This is a genomic window from Delftia sp. RIT313, assembly GCF_000632165.1.
GTDB classification, from domain to species: domain Bacteria; phylum Pseudomonadota; class Gammaproteobacteria; order Burkholderiales; family Burkholderiaceae_C; genus Comamonas; species Comamonas acidovorans.
On sequence record NZ_JFYT01000024.1, the window covers coordinates 1 to 23,392 of the forward strand.

General features: G+C 67.1%; 21 protein-coding genes. 17 read left to right on the forward strand and 4 right to left on the reverse strand.

Translation table 11 applies throughout. The features are described from left to right. Nucleotides 1-92 precede the first annotated feature (92 nt). On the reverse strand, nt 93-1,175 hold the full coding sequence (locus tag BW39_RS03450; RefSeq protein WP_081816118.1) for a Bug family tripartite tricarboxylate transporter substrate binding protein: 1,083 nt from the start codon (nt 1,173-1,175) through the stop codon (nt 93-95). Between the two features lie 375 nt (nt 1,176-1,550). Here BW39_RS03450 and BW39_RS03455 point away from each other — a divergent pair, with 375 nt between their 5' ends. The 10 genes from BW39_RS03455 to rfbC all read left to right on the forward strand — a co-directional run bounded on the left by BW39_RS03455 (nt 1,551) and on the right by rfbC (nt 11,132). Continuing rightward, nucleotides 1,551-2,033 (forward strand): Lrp/AsnC family transcriptional regulator, encoded by a 483-nt coding sequence (locus BW39_RS03455; protein WP_012203199.1) that lies wholly within the window; start codon nt 1,551-1,553, stop codon nt 2,031-2,033. Between the two features lie 137 nt (nt 2,034-2,170). After that, nucleotides 2,171-2,896, forward strand: a complete 726-nt coding sequence (locus tag BW39_RS03460; protein ID WP_013804260.1) for a GNAT family N-acetyltransferase — start codon at nt 2,171-2,173, stop codon at nt 2,894-2,896. Between the two features lie 105 nt (nt 2,897-3,001). Further along, entirely contained in the window at nt 3,002-3,883 is an 882-nt protein-coding gene (locus BW39_RS03465) for an HlyC/CorC family transporter (protein ID WP_013804259.1), read from the forward strand. A 73-nt stretch (nt 3,884-3,956) separates the two neighbouring features. After that, nucleotides 3,957-5,597, forward strand: coding sequence for an apolipoprotein N-acyltransferase (gene lnt, locus BW39_RS03470; RefSeq protein ID WP_043819820.1), 1,641 nt, complete (start codon nt 3,957-3,959; stop codon nt 5,595-5,597). A gap of 178 nt (nt 5,598-5,775) precedes the next feature. After that, nucleotides 5,776-6,300 carry a bifunctional 3-hydroxydecanoyl-ACP dehydratase/trans-2-decenoyl-ACP isomerase gene (gene fabA / locus BW39_RS03475; RefSeq protein WP_012203203.1) on the forward strand — a complete coding sequence of 175 codons (525 nt, stop codon included), beginning with the start codon at nt 5,776-5,778 and terminating at the stop codon, nt 6,298-6,300. Further along, on the forward strand, nt 6,297-7,520 hold the full coding sequence (fabB, locus tag BW39_RS03480) for a beta-ketoacyl-ACP synthase I (RefSeq protein ID WP_043819823.1): 1,224 nt from the start codon (nt 6,297-6,299) through the stop codon (nt 7,518-7,520). Before fabA ends, fabB begins: the two co-directional genes overlap by 4 nt. A 165-nt stretch (nt 7,521-7,685) precedes the next feature. Then, nucleotides 7,686-8,756, forward strand: a complete 1,071-nt coding sequence (gene rfbB, locus BW39_RS03485) for a dTDP-glucose 4,6-dehydratase (RefSeq protein WP_034390233.1) — start codon at nt 7,686-7,688, stop codon at nt 8,754-8,756. Beyond that, the gene (rfbD, locus tag BW39_RS03490) at nt 8,753-9,655 is read left to right on the forward strand and encodes a dTDP-4-dehydrorhamnose reductase (RefSeq protein WP_043819825.1); all 903 of its coding nucleotides are present in this window, start codon (nt 8,753-8,755) and stop codon (nt 9,653-9,655) included. Before rfbB ends, rfbD begins: the two co-directional genes overlap by 4 nt. Before the next feature lie 41 nt (nt 9,656-9,696). Next, the gene (rfbA, locus tag BW39_RS03495; protein ID WP_043819827.1) at nt 9,697-10,587 is read left to right on the forward strand and encodes a glucose-1-phosphate thymidylyltransferase RfbA; all 891 of its coding nucleotides are present in this window, start codon (nt 9,697-9,699) and stop codon (nt 10,585-10,587) included. After that, on the forward strand, nt 10,584-11,132 hold the full coding sequence (gene rfbC, locus BW39_RS03500; protein ID WP_043819830.1) for a dTDP-4-dehydrorhamnose 3,5-epimerase: 549 nt from the start codon (nt 10,584-10,586) through the stop codon (nt 11,130-11,132). The genes rfbA and rfbC overlap by 4 nt, the downstream gene beginning before the upstream one ends. Before the next feature lie 6 nt (nt 11,133-11,138). Here rfbC and BW39_RS03505 read toward each other — a convergent pair whose 3' ends face one another. Next, entirely contained in the window at nt 11,139-12,020 is an 882-nt protein-coding gene (locus BW39_RS03505) for a LysR substrate-binding domain-containing protein (RefSeq protein ID WP_043819832.1), read from the reverse strand. Between the two features lie 213 nt (nt 12,021-12,233). On the opposite strand from BW39_RS03505, the gene BW39_RS03510 reads away from it, so the two are divergent. The 6 genes from BW39_RS03510 (at nt 12,234) to BW39_RS03535 (ending at nt 19,698) form a co-directional block, all read left to right on the forward strand. Next, nucleotides 12,234-13,685, forward strand: coding sequence for an NCS1 family nucleobase:cation symporter-1 (locus BW39_RS03510; protein ID WP_043819835.1), 1,452 nt, complete (start codon nt 12,234-12,236; stop codon nt 13,683-13,685). Nucleotides 13,686-13,695: 10 nt separating this feature from the next. Further along, entirely contained in the window at nt 13,696-14,445 is a 750-nt protein-coding gene (locus BW39_RS03515) for a GntR family transcriptional regulator (RefSeq protein WP_043819837.1), read from the forward strand. A 197-nt stretch (nt 14,446-14,642) separates the two neighbouring features. Next, nucleotides 14,643-15,686 (forward strand): putative 2-aminoethylphosphonate ABC transporter substrate-binding protein, encoded by a 1,044-nt coding sequence (locus tag BW39_RS03520; protein WP_043819839.1) that lies wholly within the window; start codon nt 14,643-14,645, stop codon nt 15,684-15,686. Between the two features lie 14 nt (nt 15,687-15,700). Then, on the forward strand, nt 15,701-16,774 hold the full coding sequence (locus BW39_RS03525; RefSeq protein ID WP_043819841.1) for an ABC transporter ATP-binding protein: 1,074 nt from the start codon (nt 15,701-15,703) through the stop codon (nt 16,772-16,774). Beyond that, nucleotides 16,771-18,549 carry a putative 2-aminoethylphosphonate ABC transporter permease subunit gene (locus BW39_RS03530; protein WP_043819843.1) on the forward strand — a complete coding sequence of 593 codons (1,779 nt, stop codon included), beginning with the start codon at nt 16,771-16,773 and terminating at the stop codon, nt 18,547-18,549. Before BW39_RS03525 ends, BW39_RS03530 begins: the two co-directional genes overlap by 4 nt. 33 nt (nt 18,550-18,582) lie before the next feature. Beyond that, nucleotides 18,583-19,698: a TIGR03364 family FAD-dependent oxidoreductase gene (locus BW39_RS03535; RefSeq protein ID WP_043819845.1), complete on the forward strand. Its 1,116-nt coding sequence runs from the start codon at nt 18,583-18,585 to the stop codon at nt 19,696-19,698. Between the two features lie 12 nt (nt 19,699-19,710). Here the strand turns inward: BW39_RS03535 and BW39_RS03540 are convergent, their stop codons facing one another. Then, nucleotides 19,711-20,883 carry a zinc ribbon domain-containing protein gene (locus BW39_RS03540; RefSeq protein ID WP_043819846.1) on the reverse strand — a complete coding sequence of 391 codons (1,173 nt, stop codon included), beginning with the start codon at nt 20,881-20,883 and terminating at the stop codon, nt 19,711-19,713. A gap of 79 nt (nt 20,884-20,962) precedes the next feature. Next, the gene (locus tag BW39_RS03545; protein WP_043819849.1) at nt 20,963-22,078 is read right to left on the reverse strand and encodes an SPFH and helix-turn-helix domain-containing protein; all 1,116 of its coding nucleotides are present in this window, start codon (nt 22,076-22,078) and stop codon (nt 20,963-20,965) included. A gap of 358 nt (nt 22,079-22,436) precedes the next feature. Between BW39_RS03545 and glyQ the strand changes: the two genes are divergently transcribed. Further along, nucleotides 22,437-23,375 carry a glycine--tRNA ligase subunit alpha gene (glyQ, locus tag BW39_RS03550; protein ID WP_012203218.1) on the forward strand — a complete coding sequence of 313 codons (939 nt, stop codon included), beginning with the start codon at nt 22,437-22,439 and terminating at the stop codon, nt 23,373-23,375. The last annotated feature ends 17 nt before the right edge of the window (nt 23,376-23,392 follow it).

Here is a 23,392-nt window from a genome sequence, read left to right on the forward strand (position 1 = left end):
AGGTGGGGGTCGCTGCGGTGCTCATCATGGTGCTCTCCAAGGATCTTGTCATTGCCGCCCCAGGCCGGGGGCAGGCAAGGCACCTGCGCGGCTCAGAGCTGGCGGATTCGGGCGGCCTGTACCAGCAGGCCGTATTTGCTGTGCTCGGAACGCACAAAGCGCGCGAACTCCTGCAGTTGCAGTTCTTCGGGCAGCACGCCCATGGCGGACAGGGTGTCCTGCACCGGGCGGCTGCGCATGGCCTGCGAGAACGCGGCGGCATGGCGCTGCGCCTGTTCCGCGGGCCAGCTGGCCGGCGCAAACAGGCCGAACCAGTTGGCCATGTTGAAGCCCTGCACCGTGTCGTTGAGGCTGGGCACCTCGGGCAGCAGGGGCGCGCGCTCCAGCGTGGTCACGGCCAGGGCCTGCAGCCGCCCTGCGCGGATATGCGGCAGCGAAGACGCCAGGCTGTCGAACAGCAGGTCGGCCGAGCCGTCGAGCAGGGCCGACAGTGCCGGCTGCGTGCCGCCGAAGGGCAGGTGCAGCAGCGGCAGCCGCGTGAGCATCTGGTACATCTCGCCCGACAGGTGGCCGCTGCTGCCCGGCCCGCCCGAGGCATAGCGCAGCGGCTGGCGATGCTTGGCAAGAAAGCGCTGCAGGTCCAGCGGCGTGCGTATGCGCCACTGGCGTGCCAGATCGCTGCGCATGACCAGCACATTGGGCATGCGCGCCACCAGCACCAGCGGCTGGAAGTCGCGCAGCGGGTCGTAGCCCAGCTGGGGCTGCAGCCAGGGCAGCACGGCATGGGTGGCGGCCGCGCCCATCAGCAGCAAGCGGTCCTGGGCCGTGGCCTGGGCGACCATGTTGGAGCCCTTGGCGCCGCCGTCGCCCGGCACATAGAGGATTTGGATGGCTCCCAGCTTCGCGGTGCTGGCCTCGACCAGCGGCCGTGCCGTGCGGTCCAGCGGGCCGCCGGCCGCATAGGGAACGATCAGGGTCAGGGAGTCGGACTTCGCATCGCGCGTCTGGGCGGCGGAGGGCTGCTGGGCCTGCGCCGCCGCAGGCAGCCAGGGCAGGGCGGCCAGTGCTGCCAGCAGGCTGCGCCGCGCCAACCGGGCCGACGGCTGCGGGCCGGCTGGCGCAGGCGCTCGGGCATGGCGTGACATGGCGCGGTTGGCGTCGTGGCGGGGCGTCATGGCGTGAAGCGAAATGGAGGCGATCCCCGCAGTATAGGCAGCGTGGGCAGGCCGGAAGGCGTGGACGATGCATGTCCCGTTGGCGCTTGACTGTTTGCGCGCAGGCCTGGGCGGCAGCCTGGTTCAGCGGGGCATTCATGGGGATCTCCGGCCAGTTCAGTGCAGGACAGTCGGACGGGCGCCATGGCCGGCGCCTGCGTCTTCTCGATCGGTGCTGTCACTTTAGGCGGGAGGGGCTTCAGCTTTTTGCCGTTTGCCCGTGGAGGGAAAATGCGAAATGCATGAAAATTGCGGAATTCTTTCGTTTATCGCAATTTAACTGGTTAATTCGGGTTAACCCTGAAGAAATCTGTACTTATTTACGAGTCCACCGCCATGAGCGCCACGCACAACATCGACAAACTGGATCGGGCCATTTTGCGCCGCCTGCAGGCCAACGGCCGGGAAACCTATGACGTCATCGGGGAGCAGGTCGGCCTGTCTCCCAGCGCCGTGCTGCGCCGGGTCAAGCGCCTGGAAGACGGCGGTGTGATCGATCGCTACGTGGCCCTGGTCCAGCCCGAGACGGTGGGCCTGGGGCTGACCGCCTATCTCAACGTGCGCCTGGAAAAGTACACCGAGACCAGCAAGCGCAACCCCATGGACGTGTTCCGCGCCAGCGTGCAGACTTGGCCCGAGGTTGTGGAATGCGTGTCACTGACCGGCGAAATGGACTACCTGATGCGTGTGGTCGTGGCCGATATGCAGCACTACACGCGCTTCGTCATGGACACCTTGCTCAAGCACCCCAGCGTGCAGGACTGCAAGACCAGCTTCGTGATGGACCGGGTGAAGGTGACCACGGCGGTGCCTCTGTAGCCACGAAGGCTCGGACAGGGGCCTGACCGTCGATAGGTGCAGGGAGGAAAAATTGGTTTGCATGCCAAAACCTTACGGTTTTGTTGCATTGCAATATCTCCGTTGCTCGACATCGGGTTTTTACCTATATTTGAGCTATGAATGCATCCAAAGACTGGTTGAAGGCGTCCTGGCAGGCCGGCCGGGACATGTTGCGTGCGAGCGCAGGCCAGCCGCACCGTCCCGATGGGCGCTCCGCGTCCATGGTGCCCATTCGCTCGCTGGGCCCGTCCCACCGCGAGCGCGTGGTGGCGCATTTGCTCAAGCTCGATGAAGGCGACCGCTACCTGCGCTTCGGCTATGCCGCCAGCGACGAGCAGGTCCGCCGCTATGCCATGCAGCTCGACTTCGAGCGCGATGACATCTTCGGCATCTACAACCGCCGTCTCGAACTGATCGCCATGGCGCACCTGGCCTTTGCCTCGCATCCCGAGCACAAGAGCTGCGCCGAATTCGGCGTCTCCGTGCTCAAGCAGGCACGTGGCCGTGGCTATGGCGGGCGCCTGTTCAACCGCGCCGTGATCCATGCACGCACCAAGGGCGTGTCCATGATGTTCATCCACGCGCTGTCGGAGAACACGGCCATGCTCAGGATTGCGCGCAAGGCCGGCGCCACCATCAAGCGCGATGGCTCCGAATCCGAGGCCTACCTGCAACTGCCGCCCGCCGGCATCGACACGCACATGGCGTCTCTGATGACCGAGCACATCGGCGAGGTGGACTACCAGTTCAAGAAGCAGGCCAAGCAGTTCTGGGATTTCCTGGCCGACGTGCAGGAAATCCGCCGTGGCGTGCAGGATGGCCGCCACCAGGCCGGCGAATAAGCGCAAAACGCCGCAAGGGAATTGGCGCAGCGCATGCAGGGGTGACGGAGCAATCCGCTATCCTTGCAGCTTGTTTCACTACCGCACGTCCTGCACTCCAAGACAGTGTCCGACCCCCATCCTGCGCGCTCTTCCGAGAAGGAAAGCAAGCGAAGCTTCCTGCAAAAGGTGGCCGAGTTCATCCACCCGGCCCCCGACTCTCCCGACGAGCTGATCGAGACCCTGGCCGACGCCGAGGACAATCAGGTCATCGGCCCCGAGTCGCGCGTCATGCTCGAACGCGTGATCCGCATGGCCGACATGACGGCCGGCGACGTCATGGTCGCAGCCCCTCGCATGGACCTGGTCAACATCGACGCGCCGTTCGATGAATTGCTGCACCAGGTCATCACCACGGCCCATTCGCGCTTCCCGGTCTACCAGGGCGAGCGCGAGAACATCATCGGCATCCTGCTGGCCAAGGACCTGCTCAAGCTGCAGCGTTCGCCGGACCTGAACATCCGCGCCCTGCTGCGCCCCGCCGCCTTCGTGCCGGAGAGCAAGGGCCTGAACGATCTGCTGCGTGAATTCCGGGGCAACCGCAACCACCTCGCCGTGGTCATCGACGAGTTCGGCCGCGTGGCGGGCCTGGTGACCATCGAGGACGTGCTGGAGGAAATCGTCGGCGAGATCGAGGACGAGTTCGACATCCCCGAGGACGAGGGCGACATCTTCGCCCTGGCCGACAACAGCTACCGCGTGGCGGGCGACACCACCATCGAGCATGTCAACGAGACCTTCGAGGTCGCCCTGCATGCCCGCGATCCCGACGATGAGTTCGACACCATCGGCGGCCTGATCGCCCACGAAATGGGCCATGTGCCCAAGCGCGGCGAGCAGATCCATCTGGCGGGCCTGGAATTCACCGTGCTGCACACCAAGGGCGGCGCCGTGCGCTGGTTCAAGGTGGTGCGTGATCCCGCCGCCGACAGCCTGCTGCGCAGCTGAGGCTGCGCCTGAACCTGCCCTTGGCTGGACCTCTCTCACCCGAGACCTACCTCTTTTTGCGCACAACCGGCCGATGCCCCTGTCCAGTTCTTCCGCTTTCTCGCAAGACGGCCGGCGCATGGGCCGGTTCGCCCATGGCGTGCTGCTGCTTGTGGCCGGTGCAGCGCAGGCCCTGTCACTGGCCTGGCCCTGGGCGCGCGGGCAAGGTGACGGGCCGCTGAGCCTCATCGGCGGCTATGGCCGCCCGCTGTGGTGGCTGCAGATTCTGTCGCTGGCCGTGCTGGCGCGCGCCCTGCAGACGGCGCAGCGTCCGGCCCAGGCGGCAGGGCGTGCCATGCTCTTCGCCACGGCCTGGCTGGTGGCCACCTTCTGGTGGCTGTTCATCTCCATGCATGTCTACGGCGGCCTGCCTGCGCCGCTGGCCGTTGCCGCCGTGCTGGCGCTTGCGGCGTTTCTGGGCAGCTACTACGCGGTGGCCGCCTGGGGCTGGCAAAGGCTGCGCCCTGCTGGTGCGGCGGGTGGCGCACTGCTGTTTTCGGCCGTCTGGCTGCTGGCCGAGCTGGCGCGTGGCTGGCTGTGGACCGGCTTTCCCTGGGGCGCGGGCGGTTATGCCCATGTGGAAGGCCCCTTGTCCGTGCTGCCGCGCTGGATCGGCGTCTATGGCACGGGCGCCGTGGCGGCCTGGCTGGCATATGGGCTGGCTGCCTTGCTGGACAGACAGGGTCTCCGGCCCGTCCGCCTGGTGGCCACTGCAGCGGCACTGGTCCTGGCCTGGGGCGGGCTGTGGTGGCTTCGCGATGCCGCCATCAATGCACCGTCGGCCGAACGGCCGGCGCTGAGCGTGGCCTTGCTGCAGGGCAATATCCCGCAGGATGAGAAATTCGAGGCCGGCAGCGGCATTCCGCTGGCGCTGGGCTGGTACGGGCGCGAGCTGCGCTCGGCCACCGCGCAACTGGTCGTGGCGCCTGAGACGGCCGTACCCCTGCTGCCCCAGCAACTGCCCGAGGAATACCTGGACCTGCTGCGCGAACCGTATCTGAAGAAGGACGGCCAGCAGGCAGCGCTGCTGGGCATTCCCCTGGGGTCGGAAGAGGCCGGCTACACGAACTCGGTCGTGGGCTGGCAGCCCGGCCAGATCCAGGACTACCAATACGACAAGCACCATCTGGTGCCCTTCGGGGAGTTCATCCCGCCGCTGTTCCGCTGGTTCACGCAGATGATGAACATACCGCTGGGCGACTTCAACCGCGGCGCGCTGGGCCAGCCCTCCATGGCCTGGGCCGGCGAGCGTCTGTCGCCCAACATCTGTTACGAGGATTTGTTTGGCGAGGAGCTGGGTGCGCATTTTGGCAACGCGGCGACGGCGCCGACGGTGCTGGTGAATTTCAGCAACATCGGATGGTTTGGCGACAGCGTGGCCATCGACCAGCATCTGGCCATCAGCCGCATGCGCGCGCTGGAATTCGAGCGCCCCATGCTGCGCGCCACCAACACCGGCGCCACGGTTGCCATCGACCACCGGGGTGTGGTCACGCAGGCGCTGGTGCCTTACGAGCGCGCCGTGCTGCAGGCCAGCGTGCAGGGGCGCGAGGTCTTGACGCCATTCGCGCGCTGGGTGCACGCGGCAGGTCTGGTGCCGCTGTGCCTGGCTGCCTTGGCGGTGCTGGCGGTGGCGTGGATCAGGCGCCGCAAGCGGCCGGTCCAGGGGCTGTAGCCAAGGCCCGCGACCTGGGTCGGCGTGGCTTTTGTGGCAGAGTTTTGATGCGGCCTCGGGGTTTTGTTGCAGTCTGGCAACGTTCAACCCCGATAATGCGCGGCTGCATGGTCCGCTGCGGGCCGCACCCATTCAGAGATAGAGGTGGCGTCAGTGCCGCCGTGGAGCAAGTTAGACAATGGCCGATTCTTTTTCGTATGAGCAACTGATCGCTTCGGGCGAAGGCAAGCTGTTTTCCGCAGACAGCGGACGTCTTCCCCTGCCTCCCATGTTGATGTTCGACCGCATCACGCACATCGACACCGATGGTGGCGCCCACGGCCTGGGCAAGATCGTCGCCGAACTCGACATCAAGCCTGATCTCTGGTTCTTCGATTGCCATTTCCGGGGCGATCCCGTCATGCCCGGCTGCCTGGGCCTGGACGCCATGTGGCAGTTGATCGGCTTTTACCTGACCTGGCTGCGCCTTCCCGGCCGCGGCCGCGCCCTGGGCGCCGGCGAGGTCAAGTTCACGGGCGAAGTGGGTCCTGACGTCAAGCTGGTGACCTACGAAATCAACATCAAGCGCGTGATCAAGCGCAAGCTCAACATGGCCATCGGCGATGCACGCCTGCTGGCCGATGGCAAGGAAATCTACGTGGCCAATGACCTGCGCGTGGGTCTGTTCCTGCGCGAGGGTGAAGGCCAGGGAACGGCAGCATGACCAAACGTCGCGTAGTCATCACCGGCGCGGGCATTGTCTCGTGCATCGGCAACGACCTCGATACCGTGGAGACCTCGCTGCGCGAGGGCCGCACGGGCATCAAGGCCATGCCGAAGTTCACCGAACTGGGCATGCGCAGCCAGGTGGCCGGTGTGCCGGAGATCGACGTCGAGGCACGGATCGATCGCAAGCAGCTGCGCTTCATGGGCGATGCGGCAGCCTATGCGCAGATCGCGCTGGAAGATGCCATTGCCCAGGCCGGCCTCACGCCCGAGCAGGTCAGCCATCCGCGCACGGGCCTGATCATGGGCTCGGGCGGCGGCTCGCCGGCCAACCAGATCGAGGCGGCCGACACATTGCGCGAGAAGGGCATTCGCCGCGTCGGTCCCTACCAGGTCACGCGCTGCATGAGCTCCACGGTGTCGGCCTGCCTGGCGACCAATTTCAAGGTCAAGGGCATCAACTACTCCATCACCTCGGCCTGCTCCACCTCGGCGCACTGCATCGGTGCTGCGGCACAGCAGATTGCCTGGGGCATGCAGGACGTGATGTTTGCCGGTGGCGGCGAAGAGCTGTCCTGGGGCATGGCCCTGCTGTTCGACGGCATGGGAGCCATGTCCAGCAAGCACAACGACCAGCCCGAAAAGGCTTCGCGCGCCTATGACGCCAACCGCGACGGTTTCGTGATCGCAGGCGGCGGCGGTGCCGTGGTGCTGGAAAGCCTGGAGCACGCCCAGGCCCGGGGTGCGAACATCCTGGCCGAAGTCGTGGGCTTTGGCGCCACCAGCGATGGCGAGGACATGGTCGCGCCCTCGGGCGACGGAGCCATCGCCTGCATGCAGCAGGCCCTTGAAGGCATCGAAGGCGGCGTGGACTACATCAACACCCACGGCACCTCCACGCCCGTGGGCGACATGCAGGAAGTGCGCGCCATGCGCGCCCTGTTCGGCGACCAGGTGCCGCCGTTCTCCTCCACCAAGTCGCTGACCGGCCACTCGCTGGGCGCGACCGGCGTGCAGGAAGCCATCTACTGCATGATCATGATGAACAAGGGCTTCATCGCAGGCTCGGTCAACGTGGACACGCCCGATCCGGCATTGGGCGACATGCCCCTGGTCACCCGCACGCGCGATGCCCAGTTGAACACCGTGCTGTCCAACAGCTTCGGCTTCGGTGGCACGAACGCCTCGCTGGTGCTGCGCCGCTGGCTGGGCCAGTGAACACGCCCTGGTGTGTAAAAGGCGTGTCCTGAAGGAAAAAGCCCGCCTCCTGCGGGCTTTTTTACTGGCGAGCGCCGACAATGCCCAGGCCGGGCGGGAGGCTGCACCCCATGCTGCTGCAGAATCCTCGCCCCAAGAACAATGAAATTTTTGCAAGGTTGAACCATGATTCTTGTCACAGGCGGCGCCGGCTTCATCGGTGCCAATTTCGTGCTGGACTGGCTGGCTGCCGGCGATGAGCCGGTGCTCAACGTGGACAAGCTCACCTACGCCGGCAACCTCAAAAGCCTGGAGAGCCTGCAAGGCGATGCGCGCCATGTCTTCGTGCAGGCCGACATCGGCGACGGCCAGACCCTGGCCCGCCTGCTGGCCGAGCACAGGCCGCGCGCCGTCGTCAACTTCGCGGCCGAGAGCCATGTGGACCGCTCCATCCATGGCCCCGAGGACTTCATCCAGACCAACGTGGTCGGCACCTTCCGCCTGCTCGAAGCCGTGCGCGGCTACTGGAGCGCGCTGGATGCCGAGGCCAAGGCGGCCTTCCGCTTCCTGCATGTCTCCACTGACGAGGTCTATGGCAGCCTGGCGCCTGCGGCACCGGCCTTCACAGAAGACCACCTCTACGAGCCCAACAGCCCGTACTCGGCCAGCAAGGCCGCCAGCGACCACCTGGTGCGCGCCTGGCACCACACCTACGGCCTGCCCGTGCTGACGACCAACTGCAGCAACAACTACGGCCCGCTGCATTTCCCCGAGAAGCTGATCCCGCTGATGATCGTCAACGCCCTGGCCGGCAAGCCGCTGCCCATCTATGGCGACGGCATGCAGGTACGCGACTGGCTCTATGTGCGCGACCACTGCAGCGCCATCCGCCGCGTGCTGGAGGCCGGCAGGCTGGGCGACACCTACAACGTGGGCGGCTGGAACGAGAAGCCCAACGTCGAGATCGTGAACACGGTCTGCGCGCTGCTCGACGAGCTGCGCCCCAAGGCCGATGGCACCAGCTACAGCGCACAGATCACCTATGTGAAGGACCGCCCCGGCCATGACCGGCGCTATGCCATCGACGCGCGCAAGCTCGAGCGCGAACTGGGCTGGAAGCCTGCCGAGACCTTCGAGACCGGCATCCGCAAGACCGTGCAGTGGTACCTGGACAACCCCGAATGGGTGGCCGATGTGCAGTCCGGCGCCTACCGCGAATGGGTCAGCCGCCAGTACACGGAGGGAGCCGGCGCATGAAGCTGCTGCTGCTGGGCCGCAATGGCCAGGTGGGCTGGGAGCTGCAGCGCAGCCTGGCGCCACTGGGCGAGCTGATTGCGCTGGACCGCCAGGGCGACGCTGGTGGCCAGGGCCTGTGCGGCGATCTCTCGCGCCTCGATGAGCTTGCACGCACCGTGCGCGCTCTGCGCCCCGATGTCATCGTCAATGCCGCGGCCCACACGGCCGTGGACAAGGCTGAAAGCGAGCCTGACCAGGCGCGGCTGCTCAACGCGCTGGCACCCCAGGTGCTGGCCCGGGAGGCGGCGCAGACCGGTGCGCTGCTGGTGCACTACAGCACGGACTATGTCTTCGACGGCAGCGGCAGCGCCGCACGCACGGAGACCGAGGCCACGGCGCCGCTGTCCGTCTATGGCAGCAGCAAGCTCGAAGGCGAACAACTGATCCAGGCTTCGGGCTGCCGCCACCTGATCTTTCGCACCAGCTGGGTCTATGCGGCGCGCGGCGGCAACTTCGCCAAGACCATGCTGCGCCTGGCCCAGGAGCGCGAGGCGCTGAGCGTGATCGACGACCAATGGGGCGCACCGACGGGCGCGGACCTCATCGCCGACGTCACGGCCCATGCCATCCGCCAGCTGCAGCGCCAACCCGGCGACCAGGGCCTGTACCACCTGGTGGCCGGTGGCGAGACCACCTGGCACGCCTACGCCAGCCATGTGATCGCCAAGGCGCGCGAACTCGCGCCCGAACGCCCCTGGAAGGTGCAGCGCATAGCTGCCGTGCCCACCAGCGCCTTTCCCACCCCGGCGCAGCGTCCGCACAATTCCCGGCTGAACACCGACCGGCTGCAGCAGACCTTCGGCCTGCGCCTGCCGCACTGGCAAGCCGGCGTGGACCGCATGCTGCAGGAAGTCATCTGAGCGCGGCTGCGCGCTCCAGCAAGAACCCCAGGATCCAGAACATGAACCAGACACGCAAAGGCATCATTCTCGCGGGCGGCTCCGGCACCCGCCTGCATCCGGCCACGCTGGCCATCAGCAAGCAACTGCTGCCGGTCTACGACAAGCCGATGATCTACTACCCGCTGAGCGCCCTCATGCTCGCAGGCATCCGCGAGATCCTCGTGATCAGCACGCCGCAGGACACGCCGCGCTTCGAGCAGTTGCTGGGCGATGGTTCGCAGTGGGGCCTGAAGCTCGAATATGCAGTCCAGCCCAGCCCGGACGGCCTGGCACAGGCCTTTCTGATTGCCGAGGATTTCCTGGCCGGCGCGCCCAGCGCCCTGGTGCTGGGCGACAACATCTACTACGGTCACGACTTTGCCAAGCTGCTCGAGCGTGCCGACCAGCGCAGCGAAGGCGCCACGGTGTTTGCCTACCATGTGCAGGACCCGGAACGCTATGGCGTGGCCGAGTTCGATGCCCAGGGCCGGGTTCTTTCCCTGGAGGAAAAGCCCAAGCAGCCCAGGAGCAACTACGCGGTCACGGGCCTGTATTTCTACGACAACCAGGTGGTGGAACTGGCCAAGTCCATCAAGCCCTCGGCGCGCGGCGAGCTGGAAATCACCGACCTCAACCGCCTGTACCTGGACAAGGGCCAGCTCAATGTGGAGCTCATGGGCCGTGGCTATGCCTGGCTGGACACGGGCACGCACGACAGCCTGCTGGAAGCCGGCCAGTTCATCGCCACCTTGCAGCAGCGCCAGGGCCTGAAGGTTTCCTGCCCCGAGGAGATCGCCTTTCGCCAGGGCTGGATAGATCAGGCACAGCTGGAGACACTGGGCCAGGCCTTGGCCAAGAATGGCTACGGCCAGTACCTGCTGCAGATCCTCAAGGAAAAGGCGCACGCATGAAGGCAACACCCCTGGCCATTCCCGAGGTGATGCTGATCGAGCCCAAGGTCTTTGGCGACGATCGCGGCTTCTTCCTCGAAAGCTTCAACCAGCAGGCCTTCAACCAGGCCACGGGCACGGACCACCAGTTCGTGCAGGACAACCACAGCCGCAGCAAGAAAGGCGTGCTGCGCGGCCTGCACTACCAGCTGCCGCCCCATGCCCAGGGCAAGCTCGTGCGCGTGGTGCGCGGCGCCGTGTTCGACGTGGCCGTGGACATCCGCAAGGGCTCGCCGACCTTCGGCCAATGGGTGGGAACCGAACTGACGGAAGACAACCACCGCCAGCTGTGGGTGCCTCCAGGCTTTGCCCACGGCTTCATGGTGCTCAGCGACAGCGCCGACTTCCTCTACAAGGCCACGGCCTTCTACGCGCCCCAGGCCGATCGCGGCATTGCCTGGGACGACCCGGCCATCGGTGTGCAGTGGCCGCAGCTCGATGTGGAGCTGTCGCTGTCGGACAAGGATCTCAAGCAGCCGCTGCTGGCGGATGCCGAGCTGGCCTGAGCCGGTTCACATCTGGTCCGGCAGCACCCCGCCCGGCACGGCTTCCTCCAGAAAGCCGGCGATCAGCCGGGCCTGGCGGCGTTCGCGCAGGCAGTACAGGTATTCGGGCAGGCGCGGCACGGGGCCGGCGAAGGGCAGGACGACGATGTCGGGGTGGGCCGAGGCTTCATGCCGGGCGAAGACGCTGATGCCCATGTCGCGGATCACGGCCTCGCGGATGGCTTCGCGGCTGGCGATTTCCATGATGTGGCGCGGTGCCAGGCCGGCGGCGGCCAGCATCTGTTCGGTGAGCTGGCGGGTCATGGAGCCGCGCTCGCGCAGGATCAGCGTGTCGTGCACCAGATCGGACGCCTGCACCATGGTGCGCTGCGCCAGCCGGTGGCTGCGGTGCACCAGCAGGGCCAGCGGGTCCTGGCCCAGCTCCACGCGCAGCAGGCGCGGATCGCTCTCCAGGTGTGACGAGGTCGCCAGGTCCACCTGGTAGTCCACCAGCGCCTGCACCATCTGGCGCGAGTTGCCGCCCACGATGGCCACTTCCACCCGCTCGAAGCGCCGCTGGTAGCGCTTGACGATGTCCAGCACGTAGTAGGGCGCCGTCGCGCCTATGCGCAGCTGGCCCTGGCTGGCATCGCCCGAATGGCGCAGCGCCGACTCCAGCTGGATGGTCTGCAGCAGCAATTGCTCGACCTCGGGCAGCAGGCGCAAGCCGGCATCGGTGATGGACAGCCGTCCGCCCTGGCGATGGAACAGCTCCACGCCGTAGTGCTCTTCCAGCGCGCGGATCTGGGTGGTCACGGTGGGCTGGCTCAGTGCGAGCTGGCGCGCGGCTTGCGTGATGCTGCCAAGGCGGGCGACCCAGAAAAAGGACTTGAGCTGCGTGACGAACATGGCGAGGTCTTAGGGAGGGGAGGTCCGGCTCCATATTTCACCATGTCGCCGCAGCCCGAAGGCCTGCGGTGGCCGGGTATGTCCTGGGAAAAAACTCCTGCGCCCAAAGGCACACTTCTTGCATACCAGTTTGCGTGCCAGTTTGTGTGCCAGCTGATCATGGGTTTCGGCTGGTCTTGTGTCAGTGATTACTCGTGGTCAAGGAGCGCATCAATGGACATCCGCAACCCCTCGCCAGGTCTCTACAACGAAGATCTGGCGCCCACCAGGGACCGCCGCTGGGGCGCCTTCAGCATCTTCAACGTCTGGACTTCGGACGTGCACAGCCTCTGGGGCTACTACCTGGCGGCCAGCCTGTTTCTGCTGTGCGGCAGCTTCGTCAATTTTCTGATCGCCATCGGCATCAGCTCCCTGGTCATCTTTTTTCTGATGAACCTGGTGGGCTATGCGGGCGAGAAGACCGGCGTGCCCTACCCGGTGCTGGCGCGTGCCTCGTTCGGTGTCTGGGGGGCGAATCTGGCGGCACTGGTGCGCGCCGTCGTGGCCTGCTTCTGGTATGGCGCGCAGACGGCGGCCGCCTCGGGCGCCATGGTGGCGCTGATGGTGCGCAATGACGCCCTGCTGTCCTTCCACCAGACCACGCACTGGCTGGGCCATTCGGGGCTGGAGGTGATCTGCTACGTGGTCATCTGGGCCTTGCAGCTGCTGATCATCCAAAGGGGCATGGAGACCGTGCGGCGATTCCAGGACTGGGCGGGGCCTGCCGTGTGGATCGCCATGCTGGTGCTGGCCATCGGCCTGTGCGTGAAGGCCGGCGGCTTCAGCTTCGACCACGGCATTCCCATGGATGTGCTGCTGGACAAGACCAAGGATGCGGGGGTGAGCGGCGCGCCGGGCAGCTTCTGGGCGCTGATGGCCGTGGGCGCGACCTGGATCACCTACTTTGCGGCGCTGTACCTGAACTTCTGCGACTTCTCGCGCTATGCGAAGAACAAGGAAGCGGTCGCCAAGGGCAACCTCTGGGGCCTGCCCGTGAATCTGATCGCGTTCTCGCTGGTGGCCGGCATCACCACGATTGCGGCCTTCAAGGTCTATGGCGAGGTGCTGCTGCACCCCGAGCAGATCTCGGCCAAGTTCGACAGCTGGGTGCTGGCCCTGCTGGCCGCCGTCACCTTTGCCGTGGCCACGCTGGGCATCAACGTGGTGGCCAACTTCGTCTCGGCGGCCTTCGATATTTCCAACGTGTTTCCCAAGCGCATCGACTTCAAGCGCGGCGGATATATCGCCGCACTGATCGCCCTGGCTCTCTACCCCTTTGCACCATGGGAGGGCGGCGCTGCCCACTTCGTGAACGCCATCGGCGCCACCATGGGGCCGCTGCTGGGCATCATCCTGGTGGACTACTACCTGGTGGCCAAGGGCAACATCAACGTGGCCGCGCTGTATGACGAACATGGCGAGTACCGCTACGAGGGCGGCTGGAACGTCAACGCGCTCATCGCCACCGGCATCGGCAGCGTGTTCTCCACCATCCTGCCCAACTTCACCAGCCTGCTGCCGGTCTGGTGGGGCACCTACGGCTGGTTCTTCGGTGTGCTGATAGGCGGCAGCGTGTACTGGGTGATGGCCACGCTGCGCCCGCGCCGCATTCCGGCCGTGGCCTGAGGAAGCCGCCATGTCCGAGCCACAGGATGCGCCGGCCACCGGGCCGGCCTTGATCGCCGAGCGTGTCATGTGCTCCATCGTCGAGCGCAAGCTGCGCCCTGGCGAACGCCTGGGCGAAAAGGAACTGGCCGAGGTCTTCGGCGTGAGCCGCACCATGGTGCGCGAGGCGCTGATGCAGCTGCAGGCGCGCGGCTTCGTCGAGGTGCGCTCGCGTCAGGGCTGGTACGTGGTCGAGCCCTCGTTCGAGGAAGCCCAGGAAACCTATGCCGCGCGCCGCGTACTGGAGTCCGGCATGCTGCGCGACGCGGGCCGGCCGCTGCAGGCGGCCATACGCACGCTGCGCGAGCATGTGGCCCAGGAGCGGGGCGCCATCGCCGAGGCTGACAACGCCGGCCAGCGCAGCGTGCTGCTGGCCGACTTCCACGTCTGCCTGGCCGAGCAGATGGGCAACCGCTTTCTCACGGCCATGATGGCCGACCTCTCGGCGCGCACCACCCTGGTGTCTGCGCTGTACCAGTCGCAGACCGAGGCCCAGCACTCCAATGCCGACCACGAGGCCATCGTCGATGCGCTGGCGGCCGGCGACATGGCGCGCGCCGAGCAACTGATGCGCGAGCACATCGACGCGCTGGCCGCGCGGCTGGATGAGAACCTTGCCCACCGCGCGCGCCTGCAGGACCGGCTGCTGGATGCACTGCAGCCCCAGGCGGCCCAGGCCGCCCAGGCAACGCGCACAGGCAGGGGCAAGCCGCGCGGCTGAAGAAGCGGGGAGCGTGGCGGATGGCAGGGTGATGGTCGGGTGACGGGTGGGCGATGGGGGGCACCCAAATCCGCGAATACCCGCTTCGCCAAATTTCCGTTGTGTGACACGGGCGTTTCACCTGCGCTTCCTAAAGTGGGTGTCAGAGGTGGTGAACCTGCCACCTGTCCACGAACCCACAACGGAACTGCCACGCCATGCGCCACACCCTTGCCTCCCTGGGCCGCCGCCTCGCCATTGCCTCTGCGGCGCTGACCGTCGCCTCCTTCGCCTCCCTGGCCCACGCGGCCAAGACCGAGCTGCTGGTCTACAGCGCGCTGGAGGCCGACCAGATCAAGGCCTACAAGAGCGGCTTCGAGAAGGTCCATCCCGAGATCGAACTCAAGTTCGTGCGTGACAGCACGGGCATCATCACGGCCCGCCTGCTGGCCGAGAAGGCCAATCCCCAGGCCGACGTGATCTGGGGCGTGGCCGCCACCTCGCTGATGCTGCTGGACAAGCAGGGCATGCTCCAGCCCTATGCGCCCAAGGGCCTGGACAAGGTGCGCGCCAACATGCGCGATCCGCGTGCCCAGCCGACCTGGGTGGGCATGGACCTGTGGTCCTCGGCCATCTGCTTCAACACCGTGGAAGCCGGCAAGCGCAAGCTGCCCGTGCCCGCCAGCTGGGCCGACCTGGTCAGGCCCGAGTTCAAGGGCACGATCACCATGCCCCACCCGGCCTCCAGCGGCACGGGCTACCTGATGGTCGCGGCCTGGCTGCAGATCATGGGCGAGGAAAAGGGCTGGGCCTACATGGACGGCCTGCACCAGAACATGGGCGTGTACACGCACAGCGGCTCCAAGCCCTGCCGCCAGGCGGGGGCCGGCGAGTTTCCCGTGGGCCTGAGCTTCGAGTACCGCGCCAGCAAGACCAGGAAGGACGGCGCGCCCATCGACATCGTCTTCCCGCAGGAAGGCCTGGGCTGGGACGTGGAGGCCACGGCCATCCTCAAGACCAGCAAGAAGCAGGAAGCCGCCAAGGCGCTGGCCGACTGGGCCGTCACGCCAGAGGCCAACAAGCTGTACGCCGCCAACTTCGCCGTGCTGGCCTTGCCCGAGGCGCAGGAGAAGCTGGAGTTCATTCCTGCCGATCTGGAAAAGCGGTTGGCGAAGAACGATTTCAACTGGGCCGCCGATAACCGCGACCGCATCCTGGCCGAGTGGAGCCGCCGCTACGAAGCCAAGGCAGAGAAAAAGTAAGCCGGAGCCACGCCATGCTGCGCATAGACCATATCGCCAAGCGCTACCGCGAGCAGCAGGTGCTGCGCGGCATTGACCTGAACGTGGAGGCGGGCGAGTTCGTCAGCCTGCTCGGCCCTTCGGGCTGCGGCAAGACCACGCTGCTGCGCATCGTCTGCGGCATCGACATGCCTGACGAGGGCAGGGTGCTGTTCGAGGGCGATGACATCACGCGCTGGCCGGCCGCACGCCGTGGCTTTGGCGTGGTGTTCCAGAGCTATGCGCTGTTTCCCAATCTCACGGCCGCGCAGAACGTGGCCTTCGGGCTGAACGGGCAACCTGCGGCGCAGGCGCGCGAGCGTGTGGCCGAGATGCTGTCCCTGGTGGGCCTGGGCGCGCAGGCCCAGCGCTACCCCGCCCAGCTGTCGGGCGGCCAGCAGCAGCGCGTGGCCCTGGCCCGTGCGCTGGCGCCCCGGCCGCGCCTGCTGCTGCTCGACGAGCCGCTGTCCGCGCTCGATGCCCAGGTGCGCACCGAGCTGCGCAGCGAGATCCGCCAGCTGCAGCGCCAGCTGGGCATTGCCTCCATCATGGTCACGCACGACCAGGAAGAGGCCTTGTCCATGGCCGACCGCGTGGTGCTCATGCACCAGGGCCGCATCGAGCAGCAGGGCTCGCCCGAGCAGCTCTATGCCCGGCCCGTGAGCCAGTTCGCGGCCGGCTTCGTGGGCCGCATGAACCTGCTGCCGGCCATGGCCGAATCGGCGGACCAGGTGCGCATCGGCGAGGCCAGCCTGCGCTGCGCGCTGGCCGGTTTCGAGCCTGGCGCTGCCCTGCTGGTGGGCGTGCGGCCCGAGAGCGTGGTGCTGCACCCGGCCCAGCCCACGGCATTGGCCAACCTGTTCCGCGCCCGCGTGGTGGAGACCTCGTTCCTGGGATCGATGGCCCTGGTGCGCCTGTTCAGCCCCACGCTGCAATGCCAGGTTGACGCCCAGTGGCCCCTGCGCCACGACGTGGGCCTGCCCGACTGGCTGCAGGGCGAGGTGCTGATGGAGCTGCCCGCCGCTGCGCTGCAGCCGTTGGCGGCGCCCGATGCGAGGAAGGCCGCATGAGCGCGCATCCCATGGACACGGCCATTTCCGTGCCTGTGCCCGTCCCCGTGCCGGTGGACCGCTCCGTTCCCGCCCGCCGCAGCGTGCCTGCAGGGCCCGTGCGTCCGCGGGGGCGCAGCGCAGGCTGGGAGCGCTGGTGGCTGGGCGCCCTGGTGCTGGGCGCACTGGCCTGGCTGCTGGCCACCATCGCCCTGCCGGTCGCCAGCCTGCTGGGCAGGAGTTTCTGGGACGACACGGGCCGCTTCACGGGCCTGGCCCAGTTCATCACCTATGCGCGCATGCCGGGCGTGGCGCAATCGCTGTTCAACAGCCTGTGGCTGTCGGCCGTGAGCAGCACGGTCTGCGTGCTGCTGGCCTATGTCTACGCCTACGGCGTGGTGCGCAGCTGCATGCCGCTGGCGCGCTGGTTCCGGGGCCTGGCGCTGGTGCCGCTGCTGGCGCCCTCGCTGCTCATGGCCATCAGCCTGATCTACCTGTTCGGCAGCCAGGGCCTGCTCAAGGGCTGGCTGCAGGGGGGCTCGGCCTACGGGCCCTTCGGCATCATCGTGGGCTCGGTGCTCTGGACCTTTCCGCATGCGCTGATGATCCTGTGCACCACGCTGGCCTCGGGCGATGCGCGCCTGTACGAGGCGGCCGCCACGCTGGGCGCCAGCCGCTGGCGCAGCTTCCGCCAGGTCACGCTGCCGGCCAGCCGCTACGGACTGATGATTTCCTGGATCGTGGTCTTCGTGCTCGTGGTGACCGACTTCGGTGTGCCCAAGGTCATCGGGGGCAACACGGCCATGCTGGCCACCGATATCTACAAGCAGGTCATCGGCCAGCAAAAGCTGTCCATGGGTGCCGTGGTGGCCATGCTGCTGCTGGTGCCGGCCGGCCTGGCCTTTGCGGCAGAGCGCCATTTGCGTGCGCGCCAGGCGGCGACCATGGGCGTGCGCTCCGTGCCGCTGGTGCCCCAGCCCCATGCGCCGCTGGACCGCGCGCTGCTTGCGTACTGCGCGCTGGTGGCGCTGGCGCTGCTGGCCGTCATGGGTACGGCCGTGCTGGCCTCCCTGGTCAGCTACTGGCCCTACAACCTCACGCTGACGTTCAAGAACTACCGCTTCGACATGATGGACGGCGGCGGCTGGGCCAGCTATGGCAACTCGCTGTCCATGGCGCTGGCCACGGCGGTGGTGGGGGCGGTGCTGAGCTTTGTGACCGCCTACCTGGTGGCCAAACCCCAGCGCTGGGCACGCACGCGCCAGTGGCTGCATGCCGTGGCCACGCTGCCCATGGCCGTGCCGGGGCTGGCGCTGGGCCTGGGCTACATCCTGTTCTTCAATGCCCAGGGCAATCCGCTGCACTTCCTGTACGGCAGCATGGCCATCCTGGTGCTGTGTTCGGTGGCGCATTTCTTCTCGGTGGCGCACATCACGCAACTGGCCGCGCTGCAGCAGCTCGATGCCGAATACGAGCGCGTGGCCGATTCTCTGGGCGTGGCCTTCTGGACGCTGCTGTGGCGCGTGCACCTGCCGGTGTGCATGCCCGTAGTGATGCAGGTGGCCGGTTACTTCTTCGTCAACGCCATGACCACGGTATCGGCCGTGGTGTTCCTCTACTCGCCCGAGACCACGCTGGCCTCGGTGGCCGTGCTGGCCATGGACGACGCGGGCGACACTGCGCCCGCCGCCGCCATGGCCACGCTGATCTTTGCCACCGCCGCCACGGGCCGGCTGCTGATCGCGGCACTGGATGCCTGGGTGCAGCGGCGCACGCAGCGCTGGCGCCAGCGCTGATTCCTTCTCTCTTCCTCCCTCCGTTTTTTTCCTATGAAGAACTACGACCTGATCGTGGTGGGGGCCGGCATTGTCGGCCTGGCCCACGCCTATGCGGCTGCGCGCCGTGGCCGCAGCGTGCTTGTCATCGAGCGCGACGCGGCCTGCATCTCCGCCTCCATCCGCAACTTCGGCTTTGTGACCGTCACGGGCCAGCAGGCCGGTGCCCACTGGCGGCGTGCCATGCGCTCGCGCGACACCTGGGCCGAGATCGCGCCGCAGGCCGGCATCGAGGTCGTGCACCGCGGCCTGTGGCTGACGGCGCGCCGCCCCAGCGCCGAGGCCGTGCTCCATGCCTTCCTGAGCACGGCGATGGGCGAGCGCTGCGAGCTGCTCACGCCGGCCCAGGCCGCCGAGCGCCATCCTGCACTGCGTACCGAGGATTTGTCCGCCGTGCTCTACAGCCCGCATGAACTGCGCGTGGAGTCGCGCACGGCCATTCCCAGGTTGGCGCAGTGGCTGGAGCAGGCCATGGGCGTGGATTTCCGCTTTGGCGAGGCCGTGCTTGACGTGGCCGCGCCCCGGGTGCGCAGCACGCGCGCCAGCTACCACGGCGAACGCGTGGTGGTCTGCAACAACGCCGACCCGGGCGGCCTGTTCGCCGGCCTATGGGCGCCGCACCGCATCCAGCTGTGCCAGCTGCAGATGCTGCGCGTGCGGCCGCAGCCGGGCTTTCGGCTCAAGGGCTCGGTCATGGGTGACCTGAGCATGGTCAGATACGAGGGCTACAGCGCCCTGCCCGAAGCCGCCGCGCTGCGCGCCGAACTGGAGCGGGAGGAGGGCGAAAGCCTGGCCCACGGCATCCACCTGATCGCCGTGCAAAGCGCCGACGGCAGCCTGGTGGTGGGCGACTCCCACCACTACGGCGCAGCGCCCCCGCCTTTTGCCAGCGAAGCCGTGGACCGGCTGATGCTGCGCCACATGAACGAGGCCCTGCACCTGCGCGATGCGCAGGTGGTGGAGCGCTGGGTGGGCGTCTACCCGAGTGCGCAGGACGCGCCCTGCGTGGTGCATGCGCCCGACGAGGCCACGCGGGTGGTGGCGGTCACCGGAGGTTCCGGCGCGAGCACTGCCTTCGGGCTTGCCGAAGAGGTCTGGAGCGCGTGGTGAGCGGCAGCCGGCCTACTTGCCGAACATCACCCACAGCAGCGCCAGCACCATGATCGTGGCCAGCACGGCCAGCGTGATCTTGAGGGCGCTGTAGGGGCGCTCGCCCGCAATCTGGCCCGTGTAGCCGTTGGCGATGATCTGGAAGGTCTTGCTGCCGTAGGTGTAGCCCACCAGCCAGACCGGCACGAGGATGTGCTTGAAGGTGCGGCCCTGGTACTCGCGCTGCATCTGCAGGTTGCGGTAGGTGTCGCCGGGCACCTGGCGCGCGCACAGGGCGCGCAGCTGCTCGTCCATGTCCTGCACGTTGACCTGGGCGGCCTTGCCCAGGTCGATCTGGTAGCGCTCCACGGTCCAGCCGCGCACGAACTCGGGCGTGTAGGGCTTGAGGTCGGTGGTCGTGGGAAAGGGCTCCACCTGGCGCAGCAGATTGGCGTGTACGCCCACGGTGCCGGGCACCAGCTCGTCGTCGAAGAAATGGGCGAGGCTGCCCGAGGCCGGCTCCCAGCGCACATGGCGCACCTGGCGCGTCTGCACGTTGCCGTTGCTGTCGCGGTAGGACTCGGTGGTGTAGTAGTAGAAGCCCGCCTCGGCCTGCCAGTCGGCGCTGGCGTGGGCGTCGAAGGTCCAGTAGGGCAGGTAGACGCCGTGCAGCGTGTCGGTCAGCGCGGCGGACTTCAGGCGGTTGGGCGCGAACCAGCGGCTGCCGTACCACTGGCGGATGCGGTCGCGGATCTGGCCGTCGCTGATCTTGAAGGGCAGGATGCTCTGCGGTGTGATGGCATCGCCCTGGTCCTCATGGGCGACGATGGAGGGCGAGCCGCAGAAGTCGCAGCGCTGGGCCACGGTGCGGTTCACGAAGACCGAGATCGCGCGGCAGTTCTGGCACTGGACCTCGTAGCGGTCCTCCGTGCCCCAGCCCCGGCCGGACTTTGGGTTGCGCAGCGCCTCGGCCAGGTCCTGCTCGACCACATCGCGGCCCAGTTCCTCGCGCGTTTCCTCGCTCCAGGGCACCGTGGTGCCGCAGTACGGGCACTTGAGCGCCTGGGCCTGGGCATTCCATTCGAGGTTGGCGCCGCATTCGGGGCAGGGGTGCTTGCGCACCATGGCGGGCGCGGCGGCTGCCGCCTCCCAGGAGCCGGAGCCGGAGGCGGGAGTGGAAGAAGAACGGGGGGAGGGCGCGCTCACGGCATCGGTCCTGGAAAGCGTACGGCGCCAGGCAGGGCCTGGCGCCGGGAAGGTTCAAGCTAACAGAAAGCGAGGGCGCTCAGCCCTTGAGGAACTCGTCCAGAGCGCTTTGCGCAATGCGCCACTGGCTGCCGATCTGGCGCGCCTTGAGGTTGCCGGCCTGGATCTCGGCCAGCACATCGGCCTCGCTCACACCCAGCACCTGGGCCGCCTGCGCCGGGGTCAGCACCTGCAGTCCACTGGCGGCGGGCGCTGCGGGGGCCTGGGCCGCCTGTGCGGCAGCGGGCGAGAACGGATCGGACGCCTGGCCCTGGCCGGCCGGTGCGCCACCGCCACCGCCGTTTTGCATGCTCTTCATCATCTCCTGCGCCATGCCGAAGCCCATGGCCATGGTGGCGGGCAGGGTGGCTGCGGCAGCACCTTCGCCGCCCGTGGTCATGGCCTGGCCCATCTGGTATTTGACGTAGTCGTTGAGGTTGCCGATGGCCGTCATGCTGGAGCGCTTGTCGATGGCCTGCTCCACCTCGGGCGGCACGGACACGTTCTCCAGCACGAAGCTGGTGATCTCCAGGCCGTACTTGTCCGTCATGGCCGGGTTGATCAGCGGCAGCAGCGCATCGCCCAGCTCGCCATAGCGCTGGGCCACGTCCAGCACAGGCACCTGGGCCTTGGCCAGCGACTCGGTGAACACGCTGATGATGCGCGAGCGCATGGTGTCGGCGAACTCGTCGATGCGGAAGTTCTGGTCCGTGCCCGCCACTTCCTTGAGGAACTTGGCCGGCTCGACGATGCGGAAGTCGTAGGTGCCGAAGGCGCGCAGGCGCACGGCGCCGAAGTCCTTGTCGCGCACCATCACGGGGTTGGAGGTGCCCCACTTGTTGCCCGTGAACAGGCGCGTGTTGATGAAGTAGACATCGCACTTGAACGGCGAGTTGAAGCCGTACTTCCAGCCCTGGATGGTGGACAGGATGGGAATGTTCTGCGTGGTCAGCGTGTGCTTGCCGGGGCTGAACAGGTCGGCGTACTGGCCGGCCGAGACAAACTGCACCTGCTGCGACTCACGCACGATGAGCTGGGCGCCGTTCTTGATTTCCTTGTCGTCATCGGGCCAGCGGTAGGAGAGCGTGTCGCGCGAGTCATCGGTCCACTCGATGATCTCTATCAGTTGCTTGGTGATGATGTTCATCAGGTTCATGGCAGGCTCCGGGGCGGTGGTGGTCCACGACAAAAAAGGTCAATGGGCCATTCTAGGGGGCGTGCATGGCGGCGTGGCGAACGGTCACCGGCCGCTGCCCTGGTGAATTGTCAAAAAATGATCCGGATGCGTCGTGCAAGGCGGGCTTTCGGATCTTCGCGCGCCACGGCCTTTGCCGGCATGTGTCGCCTGCTCCGTTTTTTGATGCAGATCGCCCTGTGGAGCGTCTGCCGTGGGGCCGCAGGCCCGCGCCACGGCGCAGGGCCGGGCGGCGCCTTAAAATCGTCGTTTGCGCGGCGCGAGCCGCCTCTCATTCACCGGCGCGGCCCCGGCCTGCGTGCGACGCCTGAAACAAGTCATGCTCACTTTCCAACAAATCATCCTCAAGCTGCAGTCCTACTGGGCCGACCAGGGCTGCGCGCTGCTCCAGCCCTATGACATGGAAGTGGGCGCGGGCACCTCGCACACCGCCACCTTCCTGCGCGCCCTGGGCCCCGAGCCCTGGAAGGCCGCCTACGTGCAGCCCAGCCGCCGCCCCAAGGACGGCCGCTATGGCGACAACCCCAACCGCCTGCAGCACTACTACCAGTTCCAGGTGGTGCTCAAGCCAGCGCCCGACAACATCCTGGAGCTGTACCTGGGCTCGCTCGAAGCCCTGGGCTTCGATCTGAAGAAGAACGACATCCGCTTCGTCGAGGACGACTGGGAGAACCCCACGCTGGGCGCCTGGGGCCTGGGCTGGGAAGTCTGGCTCAACGGCATGGAGGTGACGCAGTTCACCTACTTCCAGCAGGTCGGCGGCATCGACTGCAAGCCCGCCACGGGCGAGATCACCTACGGCCTGGAGCGCCTGGCCATGTACCTGCAGGGCGTGGACAACGTCTACAACCTGACCTGGACCGACGGCCTGAGCTACGGCGACGTCTACCACCAGAACGAGGTGGAGCAGTCCACCTACAACTTCGAGCACTCGGACGCCGACTTCCTGTTCACCGCCTTCGGCGCCTACGAAAAGCAGGCCAACCACCTGATCGGCGAACAGCTGGCGCTGCCGGCCTACGAGCAGGTGCTCAAGGCCGCCCACACCTTCAACCTGCTCGATGCGCGCGGCGCCATCAGCGTGACGGAGCGTGCCGCCTACATCGGCCGCATCCGCAACCTGGCCCGCGCCGTGGCCAAGGCCTATATGGACAGCCGTGCGCGCCTGGGCTTCCCCATGGCGCCCAAGGCCCATGCCGACGAAGTGCTGGCCGAGCTGGCCAAGGCCGCCGAACAACAGGGCAAGAAGGCCGCCTGAGGCGGACACCGCTGCAC